This is a genomic window from Vibrio splendidus, assembly GCF_002873455.1.
GTDB classification, from domain to species: domain Bacteria; phylum Pseudomonadota; class Gammaproteobacteria; order Enterobacterales; family Vibrionaceae; genus Vibrio; species Vibrio splendidus_J.
In genome coordinates, this window is sequence record NZ_MCUN01000007.1 from 1 (window position 1) to 17,190 (window position 17,190).

General features: G+C 42.9%; 13 protein-coding genes and 1 pseudogene. 10 read left to right on the plus strand and 4 right to left on the minus strand.

The features are described 5' to 3' along the window. Positions 1-58: 58 nt before the first annotated feature. From BCU75_RS04395 to BCU75_RS04425, 7 genes and pseudogenes are all read left to right on the plus strand, one after another. Positions 59-250, plus strand: a pseudogene (locus BCU75_RS04395) (transposase); the annotation flags it as partial. A 502-nt stretch (positions 251-752) separates the two neighbouring features. Then, positions 753-2,861: an LruC domain-containing protein gene (locus BCU75_RS04400; RefSeq protein ID WP_102473026.1), complete on the plus strand. Its 2,109-nt coding sequence runs from the start codon at positions 753-755 to the stop codon at positions 2,859-2,861. A 12-nt stretch (positions 2,862-2,873) separates the two neighbouring features. Continuing rightward, a complete protein-coding gene (locus tag BCU75_RS04405; protein ID WP_102473027.1) occupies positions 2,874-3,308 on the plus strand; it encodes a hypothetical protein in 435 nt (144 codons plus the stop codon). 222 nt (positions 3,309-3,530) lie between these two features. Beyond that, the gene (locus BCU75_RS04410; protein ID WP_102473028.1) at positions 3,531-5,294 is read left to right on the plus strand and encodes an ABC transporter ATP-binding protein; all 1,764 of its coding nucleotides are present in this window, start codon (positions 3,531-3,533) and stop codon (positions 5,292-5,294) included. Continuing rightward, positions 5,288-7,072, plus strand: coding sequence for an ABC transporter ATP-binding protein (locus tag BCU75_RS04415; protein WP_102473029.1), 1,785 nt, complete (start codon positions 5,288-5,290; stop codon positions 7,070-7,072). Before BCU75_RS04410 ends, BCU75_RS04415 begins: the two co-directional genes overlap by 7 nt. 234 nt (positions 7,073-7,306) lie before the next feature. Then, on the plus strand, positions 7,307-7,573 hold the full coding sequence (locus tag BCU75_RS04420) for a hypothetical protein (RefSeq protein WP_017082440.1): 267 nt from the start codon (positions 7,307-7,309) through the stop codon (positions 7,571-7,573). A gap of 134 nt (positions 7,574-7,707) precedes the next feature. Further along, positions 7,708-8,142, plus strand: a complete 435-nt coding sequence (locus BCU75_RS04425; protein ID WP_102466057.1) for a hypothetical protein — start codon at positions 7,708-7,710, stop codon at positions 8,140-8,142. A 157-nt stretch (positions 8,143-8,299) separates the two neighbouring features. Here BCU75_RS04425 and BCU75_RS04430 read toward each other — a convergent pair whose 3' ends face one another. Next, positions 8,300-8,791, minus strand: coding sequence for a cytochrome b (locus tag BCU75_RS04430; RefSeq protein ID WP_102473030.1), 492 nt, complete (start codon positions 8,789-8,791; stop codon positions 8,300-8,302). Between the two features lie 300 nt (positions 8,792-9,091). On the opposite strand from BCU75_RS04430, the gene BCU75_RS04435 reads away from it, so the two are divergent. After that, the gene (locus tag BCU75_RS04435; protein ID WP_076673302.1) at positions 9,092-9,931 is read left to right on the plus strand and encodes a tetratricopeptide repeat protein; all 840 of its coding nucleotides are present in this window, start codon (positions 9,092-9,094) and stop codon (positions 9,929-9,931) included. 144 nt (positions 9,932-10,075) lie between these two features. Then, the gene (locus BCU75_RS04440) at positions 10,076-11,353 is read left to right on the plus strand and encodes a peptidoglycan DD-metalloendopeptidase family protein (RefSeq protein WP_102473031.1); all 1,278 of its coding nucleotides are present in this window, start codon (positions 10,076-10,078) and stop codon (positions 11,351-11,353) included. A 207-nt stretch (positions 11,354-11,560) separates the two neighbouring features. On the opposite strand, the gene BCU75_RS04445 is transcribed toward BCU75_RS04440, so the two are convergent. Both BCU75_RS04445 and BCU75_RS04450 read right to left on the minus strand, forming a co-directional pair. Continuing rightward, positions 11,561-11,881 (minus strand): heavy metal-binding domain-containing protein, encoded by a 321-nt coding sequence (locus BCU75_RS04445; RefSeq protein WP_004730185.1) that lies wholly within the window; start codon positions 11,879-11,881, stop codon positions 11,561-11,563. Positions 11,882-11,955: 74 nt separating this feature from the next. Beyond that, positions 11,956-12,897 (minus strand): LysR substrate-binding domain-containing protein, encoded by a 942-nt coding sequence (locus BCU75_RS04450; RefSeq protein WP_102473032.1) that lies wholly within the window; start codon positions 12,895-12,897, stop codon positions 11,956-11,958. A 91-nt stretch (positions 12,898-12,988) separates the two neighbouring features. Here BCU75_RS04450 and BCU75_RS04455 point away from each other — a divergent pair, with 91 nt between their 5' ends. Beyond that, positions 12,989-14,026, plus strand: a complete 1,038-nt coding sequence (locus BCU75_RS04455) for a DMT family transporter (protein ID WP_241905344.1) — start codon at positions 12,989-12,991, stop codon at positions 14,024-14,026. Positions 14,027-14,060: 34 nt separating this feature from the next. On the opposite strand, the gene BCU75_RS04460 is transcribed toward BCU75_RS04455, so the two are convergent. Then, complete coding sequence (locus BCU75_RS04460) at positions 14,061-17,084, minus strand: HD domain-containing phosphohydrolase (RefSeq protein ID WP_102473033.1); 3,024 nt, start codon at positions 17,082-17,084, stop codon at positions 14,061-14,063. Between the last annotated feature and the right edge of the window lie 106 nt (positions 17,085-17,190).

The following is a 17,190-nucleotide window of genomic DNA, read 5'->3' on the forward strand; positions in this document are numbered from 1 at the left end:
ATCAGAACGATTATATTGGGAAAATTCTAAAACCGTGGCCAATTTTAGTTGACCACTACAAACAGCAATTAGACTTTTCAATAAATTCCCACATATACGTAAGAAACTATGGGGAAATCACTTTTGGGCTAGAGGGTACTTTGTAGATACGGTCGGTGTGAATGAAGAAGTCATTCGACGATATGTCCGACACCAAGATAAACAGGACATAGAGTATGAACAACAACTGCAGTTATTGAAGAACGGCTAGCGTGGACGACCCCTTCTAGGGGGTTGTAAAGCAAAACCGCCTTCTAAGAAGGCGGATATTTTTTGTGCTCGATTAATTTCTAACTGCTCATCAAATATCTATACATTTAATTGAATCTCAATGTTTTGACTCCAGCTTAGTTCGTTTTTTGAGTTATTTATGTCGGTATAAAGCACGGCTCGAACCATTGTTTTTAAATTGACTGAACACTCAAGCAAATTGACTCCTATTTTGAATATCTAGGTTTTAAATTCTGTCGTTATAAAATAGAGATTAAAAAATTATCATTAATATTAACATCTTAACTTAATTTTTTGTTTGATCGAAAACTTGGCTTTTCTTTTGCTTTATTGAATATGCAGCTTGTTTACTCGGCACCAAAATAATAGACCAGCACTTGATTCTTCTTAGACGTCTTAAATTGAATCACGTTTATTTGCCATTTGGGGTTCAAGTACTTTTCAAGGAATTCGCTTTAGCGACGATAAAGTAGAGGTTTATTATGAAATACAGACAGGTTATTTCTCTTATCACGGCATCAGCCAGCTTCCCACTCTATGCTACTTCTGTTGATTTAGATTTTTCTAACCACATTGAACCAACAAACCTTAGTACGTGGGCAGGGCCATCTTATGACGGTACGGTTATTCATTTCTTAAATGTAGGGACACATAACGGAAAAACTATAGACGCAAAAGTGAGTAGCGAAGTCTTTGGTGATGCTACGTTTTTGTTCCACACCCCTGATTATAAGGAAGGTCCAGACCAACCTGATGGGGATATAGGTTTTCTTTACCAAACCAATTCTGCTGGCTCTGCAGGTCTTATTTATACTTTTGAATTTTATGATGGTACTGACGGGTTGTCTGGCACATTTTCAGAACCTTATACTGTTCCAGAGTTTGATATGATCGGTTATGACATTGACGGAGAACCTGTTCAATCAGAACAAGTTCGTGTGTTCAAAAGTGAAGGCTTTTTTAGTTATCAAACCGGGTCTGCTGGTTCTAGTCTCACGGCAGAAGAGAGTGCTGATGGGGATTCAGTCTTATTCAGTGGTCCTGGTACTAACTTCGCAGAAACAGACACTTCAGGGGCGGTAAAGTTTACCTTTAAAAATACTTCAATCGTTACACTTCAATTTGAAACAGTGACCACGAGTGGTAGTAGTTTCCCTAACCCAATTTTTTCTGCCTTTGATGGGAACTGGGATCTTTCTGGTTTCACAACCCCAGTCGAAAGTTCAGATGAGTCTGACTTTGGCGATGCACCTGATAGTTACAACACATTACAAGCGAGTAATGGTGCAGAGCATGCAATCTCTTCAACGCTTTATCTAGGTACTAACATCGATGCTGATACTGACGGCCAACCAGGTGCGGCTTCTAATGGCGATGACCTAGACATTGATGGCAACGATGATGACGGTATCGCACTACTGTCCAACCTAGAGATCGGCTTAGACAGTCTAATCAACGTTAACGTAGTGGGCAGTGGTTACCTTCAGGCTTGGGCCGATTGGGATATGAACGGCACATTCGATGACGATGAGCAAATATTGAAAAACCATTCGGTTGTCGATGGTAATCAAGTGCTATCACTCCGCGTTGGAGATGAGGCAACGGTTGGTTCTGTACAAACTCGTTTCCGTTTATCCAGTAGCCCAAATATTCCGAGTGATGGCTACGTTGGTGATGGGGAAGTAGAGGATTACGTGTTCAATGTCACCGACCCTGGCACAACCATCCAACACTCTAATTACTACACTGCAGCTTTTGAAGATAATTGGCCTGAAGTGGGTGACTTCGACTTGAACGATGTCGTGGTTTATTACCGCACAACCATCATCAGTAAAGATGACGCCGTGTTACGAATGGACTTAACAGGAACTATCTTGGCTTATGGCGCTTCTTACGGTAATGGCTTGGCTTGGAAACTGAATGGCTTTGATGAGTCGGATATTGATTTACAAACGGCTAGAGTACAAAAAAATGGTGCAACCCGAGTCGACGTTTCTCCATTCACGGGAGAAGATAAAGCCGTCGCATCACCAGGTGGGGATCTTGTTGTTGTCGCTTCTCTAAACTTGAGAAATGACCTACCGATCAATGCCGAGTGTATGTTCCATCGCACCAATCCTTCGTGTAGTCCGACGTTAGAAGCTGACCAAATGACATTCAGTATTTCTTTGCCGTTTATTTCTGGAAATGAACCGACAGTGAGTTCACTGATGCCGTTGAGTGGTTTTGACCCGTTTATCTTTGGTCCAGGTGAAGGTCAGTACCATGGTGACAGCTTCACTACATCTCCGGGTAAAGATTTAGAAATACACACCGCAGACTTCCCACCAACATCTAGAGGTACGTTAGTGAGTGATTTCTACGGCATCGCGCAAGATGATTCAGACCCATCGAGTGACAAGTATTATCGAACTACACAAAATATGCCTTGGGGAATATTGATTTCATCACCTTGGAACCATCCGTCAGAATACATTGATATTAGTGAGGCGTACCCAGAGTTCGCAGAGTGGGCTACATCAGGTGGTGTTTCAAAACCAACGTGGTACCAAAACCCTAACGCCAACAAAACTTGGTCAACTGAAGACTAATCCGGAGGATTTATGAAAACAATCAAACTAATTCTGAGTGGTGTGACCCTTGTATTTCTTTCGGCTTGTGGCGGAGGTGGTGGTAGTAGCTCTTCATCTCCGAGTTCTGTGCCGACATCGCAGTCTTTGAAGTCGGTTGAACTATCGATACCAGAAGGCTTTGATTTCTCGACAGAGAGGGAAGTTAAAGTGACGGTCGATGTGGTGAGCTCGCAAAGCACCCGAGGATTCATGAGTATCTACACGGAGTTTAATGGAGACGTTGTCGACTACTCTTCACAAGTGTTGAGAAGCCCAATCAATGAAGACATTGAATTTTCTACAACGCTTCTTCTACCTAATCATGTTGAGAAGGTTTGGGTTGAGGTTTGGTATCCGTCGGCAATGGGAAGCGAAGTAAAACGTTCAGTCGATATCAATAATGACCAGGTAGAGGTTATTCTTTAAAGCGAATGTTCTCATGTAATCAGATATTTGCCGCCACTTTTGGCGGCAAAGTTGTTTCTAGCAATGCTAAAATGTAATAACGGTAACTAACTATTGAATGTGGTTGATATTGTCAACTAAGTGTTTTTGATGTATCTTTACCTCAGTGATGACCCTATCTAGCTTAACAGCCCGGTCATACCGCTAAATCTCGCTGTGAGCCTGCCCTAAACTAAGAATACTATGAATAAAAGACAGTTTATTGCCCATTATCTGCACATGAATCGCACCTCGTATTTACTGGCGATTGTGTTCATTTTTCTCGTCAACTGGTTACAAGTAGAGATCCCCCGTTACATCCAATTGGCGATAGATTTGATTGATGACGCTTCTTCAACTGGCCATCAGCAGCTTCAAAGCTATGTTTGGATTGTGGTCGGCATGTCGGTTGCAATGGTTGTAGTGAGAATTCTGTCTCGTATTTATGCGCTCAACCCTGGGCGAATTACAGAGGCTGCGCTCAAAAGTACACTTCTACAAAAGCTGAATCGCTTACCGAGTAGCTTCCATGAACGCTTTGCGTCGGGTCGACTGATCTCAATTATCAATAATGACCTTAGTGGCATTCGACTGCTGTTTGGTGTCGGCTTTCTGCAGTTCTTTAATGCCCTGTTGGCACTGTCATTAACGCCGCTCTACATGTGGCGCATATCGCCAGAGCTTACGATGTATTCGATTATTCCTATCTCAATCGCATTCGTGATTTTCCGTGTGGGTTTCAAACGTATGAAAACGCTGCATTTAGAACATATGAAGCGTCTGCAAAACTTGTCTGCTCAGCTAATGAGTTACCTGTCTGGGATTGACTTGATTAAGAGCCAACAGATGTCACCTTGGGTGAAAGCTGAAACTGAAAAGCTTAATCAGTTATTACTTGAATGCCGCCTTAAAATTACTCGTATTCAAGTCTTCTTTATGCCAGTACTCGATTACGCCAATGACCTGATGAAAATCATCATTCTTGGGCTAGGGGGCTACATGTTAATGAGACAAGAGCTAACCCTAGGTGAGATTACCGCCTTCTTGACTTACTCTGTGCTGTTGGCAATGCCATTGATGCAATTAGGTAGAATCGCAACGATTTATCAGCGTGGCATGGTTGGTATTCAAAGTGTGCAAACTATTCTCAATGCGAAAGTACCAAAGCTTGATGAAGATAAGCTCACTGAGTTAGACGTTGAATCGCTGAAGGGAAAAACGTTCTCTATTCGCAACCTCAGCTTCAGCTATTCAGGTGAAGAACGTCTGATTCTCGATGACATCAGCTTTGACATTCCAGCAGGTAAGAAAGTAGGTGTGCTAGGCGGAATCGGAGCGGGTAAAACAACATTAGTGAACTGCTTGAACCACCACTTGGATGTTCCTGAAGGTTCTGTTTTCCTTGGCGAAAAGGATGTCACTAGCTTCTCACGCAGTGACTTGCGCCGTTATGTAAAAACCGTGACTCAAGACCCTTACCTGTTTTCTGCAACCGTTGAAGACAATATCCGCTTTGGTAGCTTAAATGTTGATTTGGCAAAGAGTCAGGTTGATGAAGTGCTGGAGCTCAGTCAGTTGGCTAGTGATGTCACACGTTTTGAGCATGGCGATCAAACCTTAGTCGGTGAGAAAGGGATCATGTTGTCAGGAGGCCAGAAGCAACGCTTGAGTATTGCGCGTGCTTTATTGCAACCCACCGATCTGATCATCATGGATAACGTTCTATCGGCTGTCGATTATGAAACGGAACGAAAAATTTTAGAGGGCCTATTTAAGCGCCTAGAAAATCAATCAGTTCTTGTGGTTTCGCACCGTGTTAATGCCCTTGAATATATGGATGAAATTATCGTGTTGAACGAAGGTCAGGTGATTGCGAAGGGCGACCACGTGACGTTATTGAAAACGTGTGAGTACTATTACGGTACATGGCAGTTACAGCAGGATGAAACGGAGGCAGCAGCATGTTAAAAGGTGTTGATCTCAAGTACCTCAAGCACTTTTTTAAGTTTGCTAAGAAATACAAACGTTCTGCGATTCTGGGCATTGCTATGCTTCCGCTCTCTGTCATTACAAGTTTATTGTTTCCTTGGCTGATCATTCAAGTGATCGATGTACACCTGAGCCATGGGGATATGGATGGATTGCTCGAATACGTCTTCTATCTAGTCGCAGTACTGGTGGTGAGTTATGTGGTGGATACCACCTATTCATATAACCTACGTAAAACGGGTCAATACACGATAACTGACATGCGTTCAGTGTTGTTTGCTCGCGTACTTAAACTGCCACGCAGCTATTTTGATAACACACCGATTGGAGTAACACTTTCACGCCTAACGAGTGACTTAGAAACCATCGGTGAGACATTTGTTCAGTCAGTTGTTGGGCTTGTTAAAGACAGCATTAATACCATTGCTCTGCTGGTGATGATGTTCTTCATTGACTGGCAGTTAACGATGATTGTGTTGATTATCATGCCACCAGTGATGTACTTGACGGTATACGTGAGAAACCGACTTCGTGCCTTGTATAAGGTTACCCGCTCTTCGTTGGCTCGCGGAATTGGTTTTTTACAAGAAGTCTTATTTGGCATGAAAACGGTTCAGATGTATCGAGCGGAAGAGCAAGTCGAACAACGCTATCAAGGTTATACCGATGAGTTTCTGAGAGCCCAGAAGAAGATCAATAAATACGATGCGATTTTGTTCTCGTTTATCTCTGGCATTACCTCTATTACTATCGCAATCATGATCTGGTATGGCTCAGAGCAAGTGATAGAAGGGGCTCTCACCTTGGGTGTGTTGATCGCCTTCATCAACACCTTAGAAAAAGTATTTGTCCCGATCCGTGATTTTACCTCGCAGATTGCTTCGATTCAGAGTTCATTCGCAGCGTTTGATCATATTGAAGAACTGTTTGTTGAGCCGACAGAAGAGGAAGGCCGCAACCTGCTGCCATCTCATAAGGTTGATAAACAACTCGAACATTTTGTGAGCCTTGAATTTAAGAGCGTGAGTTTCCGTTACAAAGACGACTCTCCCTACGTTCTAAAGAATGTCTCGTTTGTTCTGGAGAAAGGGCATCAAATCGCGCTTGTGGGTTCGACCGGATCTGGCAAGTCGACGATTCTGCGTTTGATCTCTAAAACCTACCAAGACTATGAAGGCAGCATTCTGTTGAATGGAATAGAGCTGTCGCAGATCTCTAGTGAAGACTCTGCTCATTTGTTCTCAATGATGATGCAAGACGTGCACTTATTTGAAGAGACAATTCAGTTCAATATCGCGCTGGGTAAAACGCATCTATCTAGAGCTGAGGTTGAGCAGGCTGCGCGCTATGTTTATGCCGATAAGTTTATTGAACATTTGCCACAAGGTTATGACTTCCACTTGGAAAAGAACGGCTCCAACTTGTCTGTAGGGCAAACGCAGCTTATTTCGTTCGCACGAGCGGTTGCACAGGGTGGTCAATTGATGATGCTTGATGAGGCGACCAGTTCGGTAGATTCAATCACCGAAGACCTCATCCAAAAAGCGATGCAGCGTCTGTTTAAGGAAAAAACCGTGATTGCGATTGCACACCGTTTGAGTACCGTTCGTCACTCGGATACGATTCTGGTATTGGAACAGGGTGAAATTGTTGAGCAAGGTAATCATCAACAGCTAGTCGCACACAATGGAATTTACGCAGGGTTATTGAAGGAATCGATTGTCGAAACGAGCGATTCTCATGTTACGGTAGCTTGATTGCCTCAAATCAGGCTGTTGCTTTCGATGAGACAAATGGGTCTTGTCTATGCTTCACCAGTTTCTATTGTTTTCTAATATTCCCAATAGGTTAGGGAAATTAAACATATTTTTCGATTATTAATATGTTATGATCTCCCTACTACTAAAGGGGGTGTCTTCGGGCATCGGGATGTATGCGAGCAAAACGTAAGTGCTTGTGTCAGTCACTCTCTGGCGAATATGGAATCGAAAATGTTGTTGGAAGAAGTTGTAGAAATTATCGAATTAACCGACTCAGACCATTTATCTCAAGCAATGGAACTGTTTAACGAGCATGGTTTTGTTGATGCTGAGTCTTTACCTTTTATGAATGTTGTTTTTGAAACAGCACCGGATCACCTTGCGAAGAAGTTGTCGCAGATTGGTTTTAAAGGTTTAGTGCAAGTTGAAAAGAATGAAGATGCATCAGGCTTCACCATTATTGATGCTGACCGTGTTCTGCTAAAAGACTCTGCTTAGCTGTAAGACTTTGCTTAAGTACAAGACTCTGCTTAACTGTAAGATTCTTCTTAATTACAAGAATAAGATTCAGCTTAATGAAAAGACTCTATCCAGTTCAGTAACACCCGTTATGATTATTTGAGGTTAACACAGTGACAACAGCAACCGTTTCATCAACAGAGCAACACATTTCCAATGAACATGCGCTTTTAGGCGCATCGTTATTAGCGTCTCAAAAAGTTGAGTTGGCTCTGTTCAGTGTTATCTCTAAATTAGCTAAAGCACTGCCAAAGGAACAGCAGCAGCCACTAGGCTTGGATTTGGATACCTTTTTAAGGGAAAAGCCAAGTGAGCAAGGCTCTACGCTGAGCCTATACGAACAGACGTTTGGTGAGCTACTTCCTTTGAAGACAAATGAACTCAACGATTTTATTTACCACAGAAACTTGGTAACTCGTGGTTTTTGGCGAGTGACAGGGGCTGATGTTAAAGGCGGTGAGAAGCTTGCGAACCCAGAATTATATTTAAAAGAGTTCTTGGCCAAGTGTGAATACTGGCAAGTGATGCTTGATACTCAAACCAAATAATCGAATTGAAATAGGAAAGCCATAGCGTACATGCTATGGCTTTTTTGTTTATGTAAACCGCGCTGAATTTTTTAAAGTAGATGATTATCTTTAATGCAGGTGATTGCCTCTAATACTCAGCACATCACTCCTATTACCTTAAGTCTCCCCCCAAAACTTAAAGCATCATCTTCAATACATAGTTCTTAGAGACATAATGATGTTTAAGCGCGGCGCTAATGTGCAAAACAATTAAACAAGCTAGGGCAACACAACTGGCACGATGTAAATAGAAAAAGAAGTTATTGATTGCAGGCTCAGTAATTAGATTATTGACGGTCTCTAGCCAAAATAGAGAGTAAGGTTCCTTTAGCATCAAATAACCGGTGCTGAAAACCATGAACATCACTAAATACATCAAGGAGTGAGCAAGTTTCGCAACGCACTTTTGCCCTTCAGGTACAGATTGTGGCATTGTTGGCGATGAACGAAAGTGGCTCCAGATATAACGAATCACGAGCAGTGGTGTAGCAACTGTCGCCAATGACATATTGAGCACCGACAAAATAGAAAACAGCTCTGGATGATTGGTGACATAATGCATCACATACCCTGCGAGTGTTGCATAGATGATGACTGAAGCCATGATCCAGTGCAGCACACGGCTCATTAAATCGTATCTTGGATTATTCAAACTAACCTCGCTCTCAACATTATTAATATAGGACTCAATGGGATGCTATAAATCACTTGTTGGTATATTCGCATCGCGAATTAATTATATAGAACAGTATTACGCGGTATTTCTACAATTTAGAAATTAATGATGTTGCTTCAGGTGTTTTATAATAATCAATGATGTTTTAGAGTGTTAGTTCCAATAAGGGTAAGGCAAAATTGCCGACTTTCTAGCTTGTCTTGCGATTAAGAGATACAGTTAACAAAGATGAAATATATAAGGAATGTATAAATGCTTCGAATCCTATTGATTGCATTGTTCTCGCTGGTCACGTCCATGAGCTTTGCAAGCGAGGAGGTTAAATACTCAGAGAAAGAGTATATAGACCGACCATTGATGGAACGCTACATCTTAGATGAGTTGAAGCAGTTGCGAATGGAACAGCAAGACCTAGAAAGACGCTTGACCATTCAGATGACCGATCGTGAGCTTACAGTCGCCGATAAGTCCCTTAACTATGCCAATGTCACAGTAACGTATTTCTTCTACATAATTGCGGGTGTCGCTTCCCTCATTGCATTGGTTGGCTGGCAATCACTGAAAGATCTCAAACATACCACCAAAGAAATGGCCGACCAGCGACTCAATTCGATTGCTCAAGACTACGAGAAGAAATTTAACGTTCTTGAAAGGGATCTTAAACGTAAGACTAGAATCATTTCAGAGAACAACCGAGAAATCGAAATCATCAATGAGATTCACAATTTATGGCTCAGAGCGCAAAATGCTCAAACCGCCGAGCAGAAGATTGAAATTTACGATGAGATATTGAAAGTTCGTCCGGGTGATTTAGAAGCGTTGACCTATAAAGCGGACGCTGCGATGGACATGCAGGAATACCACTGGGCAATGAGCCTATGTAACCGCGTGTTGGAAGTGGATGATCAAAATGCCCATGCCTTATATCAACGTGCTTGTTCGTATGCAAGATTAGGAGCAGAAGGCCAGGCTATCGATGACTTAGAGCGTTCTATTGAAGCTAGTGGTTCAATGCGAGAGTTGTTGGCTGATGAACCTGATTTTGAGATGCTGCGCGGCTTAGATCGTTTTGAAGCGCTGTGTGAAGAGTAATATCACATGAGATGGTGGGTTTCACACGCCCACCATATTTTGGCAACGTTTACGGAACGGTTTCTTACATTTCGTTTATTTTCTTGAATTAATTGTTATGTTATAACACTTGGCAAGTTCCTTGTTTTAACCGCTAAGTATTTTATGAAGTTCCTCCGTATTGGCCTGATCATTATTGCTATCAGTGCATTTTCGCTTTCCGTTTTGCTCCATTTTCAAACCGAAACACCAGAAGAAATATCAATTCAAGTCACCCCTTATGAAGGTTCTCTAACTCATCAAGAGGGAATATCAAACTCGAATACAGATTCAGAAGTAAGCTCAAGAACGTTGGTAAAAGTTCATTACTTCGTGAAGGTTGGAGATACGCTTAGCAACATATTTTCGTCATGGAAACTGCCTTATGGGACAGTTCAAAAAGTGATGGAAGCGGATCTTGAGTCTTTGAAACTCGATACAATAAAGCCTGGTGATCATCTTGAGTTGCTTTTAGATGGTGATTCGAAAGATTTAGTGAAACTGATTTATCACGAGAGTTTGGTTGAACAAGCTATCTATGCAGAAAATGACGATGGCAGTTTTAGTTATCAATTTGTGGAGATGCCAAGTGAATGGAAAGAAAAGCTTTACTCTGGCACTGTGCAAGGCAGTTTTTCAGCATCCGCTTATAAATCGGGTTTAACGACAGCGCAGATCGCCAATATCACTAGAACGTTAAGAGACAAGATTAACTTCTCAAAGCAGTTAAGAGCGGGCGATGAGTTTAATGTGTTGGTCAATGAGCAATACACAGGCGACCATCTAACAGGAAAAACTGAGGTCCAAGGCATATCGATTACGTTACGAGGTAAGGAAGTGGCCGCGTTTCTTGCTCCAGATGGACGCTTCTACGACAGAGAGGGTAACAGCCTTGAGCAAGCTTTCAATCGCTATCCAATAGACAAACAATTCCGAAGAATTACTTCGCCATTTAACCCGTACCGCAAGCACCCAGTGACCGGACGTATATCTCCGCATAATGGTACTGACTTCGCAACACCGGTAGGCTCACCTGTTTATTCAACCGGTGATGGTCGAGTTATTGCTATTCGTAACCACCCGTATGCGGGGAAGTACATAGTGATTGAACATAACAGTGTTTACAAAACTCGCTATCTGCATTTGAGCCGATTCTTGGTTAAGAAGGGGCAACAGGTTAAGCGTGGGCAGAAAATTGCGTTGTCTGGCACGACTGGCCGCGTAACCGGTCCGCACTTGCATTTTGAAGTACTGGTGCGTGGAAGAGCTGTGGATTCGATGAAAGCGAATTTACCTTTAGCGAGTTCTATCTTACCTGAAAATAAAGGTGCATTCTTGGCGAGAGTTTCGTCGTTTGATGACATGCTCTCTGAGCAAAAGGTTGCGCGAGTTAAATCAAGCTAAGTGTCAGCTCATAACCGTTCTAATCCTCTGGTTATCAATCATCAAAGGGTTGGAACGAGTTGTCATTAAGCTGCCGATTGCTCAATAGCCGAATAGAATAAGTGCCAACGTATTATCTGCTTACGTGTTTACGTGCCTAAATTCCCAAGTGCTCATGTGTTGAGGTCTTAAGTGAATAAGTGAATAAGTGAATAAGTGACTGAGCGATTAAGCGACGACAACCGCTGTGCCACTTGCAGACACCATTAGCATGCCGTTACCTGTCCCCAAAACCTCATAATCAATATCGACACCAACCACTGCGTTGGCACCTGCTTCAATCGCTTTCTGTTCTAGTTCTTTGAATGCGTAGTTACGGGCTTTTTCCAATTCTTTCTCGTAGGTGCCAGAACGTCCACCAACAAAATCACGAATTCCTGAAAACATATCTTTGAAAACGTTCACCCCTAGAATGGCTTCTCCGGCGATAACTCCTTTGTAATCAACAATGCGTTTGCCTTCAACAGATTGAGTGGTGGTAATAATCATAATGGCCTCTTGTAAGTTAGCTGAGTTGTCGTTAGCTGAGATTTTTATCAGCGATATTGCCTTTCGCGATATTGTTAGATGGTGTTGTCTTGTTCTTGAATATCATCGCTCAGTATTGTCTCTGCGCGTGTGAATTCTTGTTGCAACCATGTTCTCAGTTTTAGCACACTTTCTTGTTTTAATTTGTTTTTTGGGCAAACAAAGTAGAAATCTTGGTGTGGGTTCGCAACAGGTTTACTCAGTTCGACGAGCATCCCATGGCTGATGTCATCTTTTACAAACAAGCGATGTGTAACCAATACGCCTAATGAACGAATCGCAGCTTGCACGGCTTGAATGGAGACATCGAACGTCAAGTTACTGTGGAAAGTCGGCATTGGTATTTGGTAATGATCGCACCACACCTGCCAGTCGTGCTGTCGCCTCGGATTAAAGACACCAATGGTTGGGTTTTGTTTCACAAGTTGTTCAACGTTCAACCCTATTTGGTTTTTCAATAGCGCAGGGCTGCACACCAATACTAGATCATCGTCGCCGAGCTTTTCGCTGTAATATCGGTCCCACTCGCTAGGTTTGCCGTGCACGATCGCGATGTCCACACCTTCTTGTTCTATATCGAAAGTGCCCGTTAGCGTGGAAATACGAATATCAAGAGAAGGAGCAAAGCTTTGGAATTCCGAAACTCGTGGGATCCACCAGTGCATGGCGAGAGAGTTGACCATGTTGAGAGTGATGCGGTGATCGTTAGGTGTTCTGGCGAACTCTTCGGTAGCCTCTATCACTTGTTCTAGTGCTGGAGCGATCTTTCGATAATATCGTTTACCTGCGGCATTAAGAACAACGCGACGACCTACTCGCTGAAATAGCGGTTTATTAACCAGTTGTTCTAATGATTTGATGGCTTGGCTTATTGCAGAATGACTGACATACAACACTCGAGCAGCGTCGGTCATGCTGCCAGTTTCAGCAACAGCAATAAAAGCATAAACGGATTTAAGCGGAACGAGTTTTTTCATTGGTAAGTTTTCCTTACAGTTGCAGTTAATATTACTCGTTATTTTTCATCACGTCACGCCTCTAAAATAGGTGTCATAGGAGGTGATAATTATGTCTGATATTACCAAGGCGACGACTTTCATGTTGTTGTCGACGTTCAGTTTGTCTTTAAGCGGTTTAATGGCTAAGTACCTATCTGAAGTGATGCCCACTTCGTTACTCAGTCTTGTGCGTTTTTTGTTTCCTAGTCTGCTTTTATTTCTTTTTCTGACCTTTTACAAAATCAGCAAGCCGACACGAGAAATGTGGAAACCTTTGGTGATGCGAGCGATCTTTATGGTGGCGTGTCAGTGGTGTTTCCTTACTTCACTGCAAACCTTAACGCTTGTTGAAGGTGTGGTGTTATTCAGTACGGGCCCGCTGTTTATTCCTTTGTTAGAAAAATTAATCTTTGGTACTAAGATTCATACAACGACCATCGCCTGTTTGGCGATTACCTTTGTCGGCGTAGTGATGATGGCAGGAGATTGGTCGCAGTTTGAATTCGGCTCAGATTTCTTTAGGCCAGCGTTGTTGTTAGGGTTATTGGCGGGGATGTTTAATTCGGGATCTCAAGTGAGTTTGTATCGAGCCTCTAAGACGAGCCTGACACCGGCAGAGCTAAACGCATGGACGTTTTTAATTGCAGCCATACTCGTGATCCCTATGGTCGTGTTTACTTCGGCCTCTGCTGTACCAGATGTACTTGACGGGGGGAGTGTGTATGGAGCTTTAACGACTTTGCTGTCTATTGATGGTTTAAGTTGGATTGGGTTTGGTGCTTTTGGACTCGCACTGTTTACCATCAATACTCAAATCTTTCGCTCCAAGGCTTATAAGCTTGCAGACAGCGGTTCTCAGTTGGCACCATTGATTTTTACTAACATGCTGTTTAGCGTGCTTTGGCAGGGCTTATTCTTTAATGATGTATTTTCTACCCAGCAGCTAATTGGTATCAATTTGATTGTTGTGGCGAGCATAATCAATACGCTACTAACTAAAAGACACAACAAAGCAAAAGCCAAGCAGGTATTACTAGCACAACAGAAATTACGCGCTGAAATGAAGCCGAGAGATTCTGTGGTGTTGGGTTCAGTCGCTAAAAGCTAGACGCTAAATTAACGGTTCGCTTTTAGCTGATAAACTAAAACAATGAACGTATGTGCTCTTTAACTCGATTAATGTGTATATCTTGGTCAATTTCGCATCTCTGATTAGGTTCAAGGAATTGCTCTGCGTACTTGTCATAGATTTTGTTTTCTAAGAACAGAAGATACAGCTTGGGATCGATGTGACCACTGGTGGCCATATCCGTCATGATGTTGAGTGATTCACTTAGGAGTTTGCCTTTCTTGTACGGACGGTCACTGGAAGTGAGGGCCTCAAATACATCGGCAATTGCCATCGCTCTCGAAGGTAGAGGCAATTGGTCTTCGTTTAGGCCTCTTGGGTAACCCTTACCATCGATACGCTCGTGATGACCGCTGGCAATGTCTGGAATGTTCTTGAGATAGGACGGATAAGGCAGCTTGTTGAGCATGGTGAAGGTTTGAATAATATGATCGTTGATCATAAAGCGCTCTTCATCGTTTAATGTACCACGACGTACTTTCAAATTGTGCAGTTCACCTTGGTTGTATTTGACTTCACCGGGCTTAAGCACAAAGGCTTCTTGCCATACATCAGCAGGGTTAAAGCCATTATCCCATGGTATTTTATGTTCTGGTTTGTCAGCAAGTAACGGCTCCATCACAGGCAGCACTTGGTCTTTGATTTTTGACTTAGTTTCATCTTTCTCAGTTTGATCTTGTTGCGTGTTAAATCTCTCCTTTTCAGACCAAGATAACCCTAGTTGGTCGTCCAAAGTACGCTTCCATTGGCGTTGTGCTATTTGGTCTAAGCGTTCTAGTTGCTCATCCGTCATCGACTCACCGCCGAGATTGCATTCAGCAATAAAGGCAAATTCTTCATCTAGTTCTGATAGGCTTTGTTCGAGGATCTTAAGCTGATCCTCTTGAAGCGCACCATTCGCTATGGCTTTCCAGCAATCGGTTTCAGCTTGTTGTTTTAACAGTTCGAAACGCATTCGCACTTCGTGGATTCGATCGTAAATTGTTTCGAGTTTTGTTGCTTTGTCTACGACATACTCAGGCGTGGTCACCTTGCCGCAGTCATGAAGCCAAGCTGCGAGCATCAACTCTTCCCACTGTTTACTGTCCAATGAGAATTGCGGGTAATAGCGGTTATCATCAATGGTTGCTTGAGTTAGCCATTTGGTGAGTTCAGGAACTCTCTGGCAATGCCCGCCCGTGTAGGGTGATTTGGTATCAATTGCTGACGCAATCAACTCGATAAAGGCGTTCAGCATGTCTTTCTGTTGCTGCATTTGGTCGATATTATCTTTGGCGATTTCGGCAAAACTGAGCAGCTCCCTTAAAAAGGCATGCTTGTCGGCTTGCATCTTGGAAATCGGTCTTTCATAACCAATGGCGACAATACCCACCAACAGCTTTTCTCGGTTTAATAATGGAAACAAGTACAGATCTGAATTGAAGATCGAATCTTGGTAATAGTTCAGAACGTTATCTTCTCGGTTTAAGTGGATGGTTTCTCCAGATTTAAGCTGGCACAGCAACCAAGGAGTGTGTTTGATGAAGTCATTGATGTCGGCCTTAAAGGGAAGAATGGCAAGGTTAGCGGCCGTATCAAATACATCTTTTTCTTTTGATTGAGTGAAGAGAACGATGGTCTCTGCTTTGGTAATCAAATAGCTTTGATGAGCAATATTTTTGGCTAAGATCGAAAACTCCTGATTACCCGCCGTGTCTCGAAGTAGTGTTATAAGATCATGAAGCGTGTGTTCCATCAACTCAATGGAGTGGGCGAGGTTAGCCACTTCTTGAATCATGCTTTTGGGGTAATGAGTTCGCCTAAAGTCAAATCGTGCGATGTTGTCGGTGAGTTGCATCAGAGTATTGAGCGGCTGAGACAGTCGATTAGCGACAAACCATACGATAGCGAAGCAGATGAACAACATCCCAATCGCGACGGCGACTTGCTTGTCACGCATCGAGATAAGATCAGACAGCAGCTCATTATGCGGCGTTGCCTCTGCTAAATATAAAGTGACATTTTGAGTGAGCTCAACAGGCGTTAGTGTTAATGCCCAAGTGTTTAGGTTGTACTCAACGTTTTTTAGGTTGAGGTTTAATTTCTCCTCGTCGGAGATAAGTGGTGCTATGACGGATGCTTTTAATGCTTCCATCTGTTCACGTTTGGGCACATTAAAGAAGCTTTGGTCTTGTTCACTACCAGAGAGTTTCCCCGTCGTTTGGTTATTCGTTTTCTCAGTTTTACTTGTGTCGTTACGCTGGGAGGTAAGCTTGGGAATCGATAGATCAAGTTGATGTTGGCCTAGAAGGTTAAAATGTTGGTCGAATAGGGCAAGTCGTGTTTGTGGGGAGTAAGCCAATTCACTGATCTGGGAAGAAAGAGACTTCAATGTAAAGTCGGCACCAACGACATGCTTGCCATCCAAAGAACGTCTAGAAAGCGTGATGCCATTGGTTTGCAGGAAATAGAACAGATAAGGCTCAGAGAGTTGTATTGAGCCGTCAGGCTTTGCGTTACGGAACCAAGGTCGAGTGGTGGGGTTAAACTTACTCTCGACTTGCCTGGTACTGATCACTTGATGTGCGCCATCGAGAAAGGTAATAAAGTTTTCACCATCTAGGTTGGTGCTGCTGACCATCATTGTCGCTTTGGCGGGGGCGTTGTTGTCGGATCTCTGCTTAATGGAACTCAGAGGACGAAAGATCCTGAAGTCACCCTCTTCAGATCCATAGAACAGAGCAACCAAATTGGTATTTTGTTTGAAGATGATATCGACCGAAGCGAGCCAAGAATCTTTTTCGACGGAGGAGGTTTGATGAGCAACAAACGGGCTCACCGCCATCACGTTTAAGGTTGTGATGACTGGGGCAATAGCTTGTTTAAATGCCGACTCCAACTTGTCGCGATGTTCATTGCTGACTTCGCGTACCGTCCCTAACAACAATTCTTGCGAATGGCGGTAGCTTATTGAGATAAGTACGGCACCAACAAGTGTTGTCAAAATTAGGAAAAGGCTAGTGATGTGGATACTCAGCGGATATCGTCTTCGTCTCATCAAATACTCCAGCTTATTAACTGGTATAAGTATTGACGAACTTGGGTAGGTTGCAAAAAATTGGTGTAATTAAGGCGTTGGTATGACTAAGCCGTGCTTACGATGA

What these genes read in the sequence shown, in the direction of transcription:
- BCU75_RS04400 (WP_102473026.1), top strand. Translation starts at nt 753, where the DNA reads ATGAAATACAGACAGGTTATTTCTCTTATCACGGCATCAGCCAGCTTC.
- BCU75_RS04405 (WP_102473027.1), top strand. Translation starts at nt 2,874, where the DNA reads ATGAAAACAATCAAACTAATTCTGAGTGGTGTGACCCTTGTATTTCTT.
- BCU75_RS04410 (WP_102473028.1), top strand. Translation starts at nt 3,531, where the DNA reads ATGAATAAAAGACAGTTTATTGCCCATTATCTGCACATGAATCGCACC.
- BCU75_RS04415 (WP_102473029.1), top strand. Translation starts at nt 5,288, where the DNA reads ATGTTAAAAGGTGTTGATCTCAAGTACCTCAAGCACTTTTTTAAGTTT.
- BCU75_RS04420 (WP_017082440.1), top strand. Translation starts at nt 7,307, where the DNA reads ATGTTGTTGGAAGAAGTTGTAGAAATTATCGAATTAACCGACTCAGAC.
- BCU75_RS04430 (WP_102473030.1), bottom strand. Translation starts at nt 8,791, where the DNA reads ATGAGCCGTGTGCTGCACTGGATCATGGCTTCAGTCATCATCTATGCA.
- BCU75_RS04435 (WP_076673302.1), top strand. Translation starts at nt 9,092, where the DNA reads ATGCTTCGAATCCTATTGATTGCATTGTTCTCGCTGGTCACGTCCATG.
- BCU75_RS04440 (WP_102473031.1), top strand. Translation starts at nt 10,076, where the DNA reads ATGAAGTTCCTCCGTATTGGCCTGATCATTATTGCTATCAGTGCATTT.
- BCU75_RS04445 (WP_004730185.1), bottom strand. Translation starts at nt 11,881, where the DNA reads ATGATTATTACCACCACTCAATCTGTTGAAGGCAAACGCATTGTTGAT.
- BCU75_RS04450 (WP_102473032.1), bottom strand. Translation starts at nt 12,897, where the DNA reads ATGAAAAAACTCGTTCCGCTTAAATCCGTTTATGCTTTTATTGCTGTT.
- BCU75_RS04455 (WP_241905344.1), top strand. Translation starts at nt 12,989, where the DNA reads ATGTCTGATATTACCAAGGCGACGACTTTCATGTTGTTGTCGACGTTC.
- BCU75_RS04460 (WP_102473033.1), bottom strand. Translation starts at nt 17,084, where the DNA reads ATGAGACGAAGACGATATCCGCTGAGTATCCACATCACTAGCCTTTTC.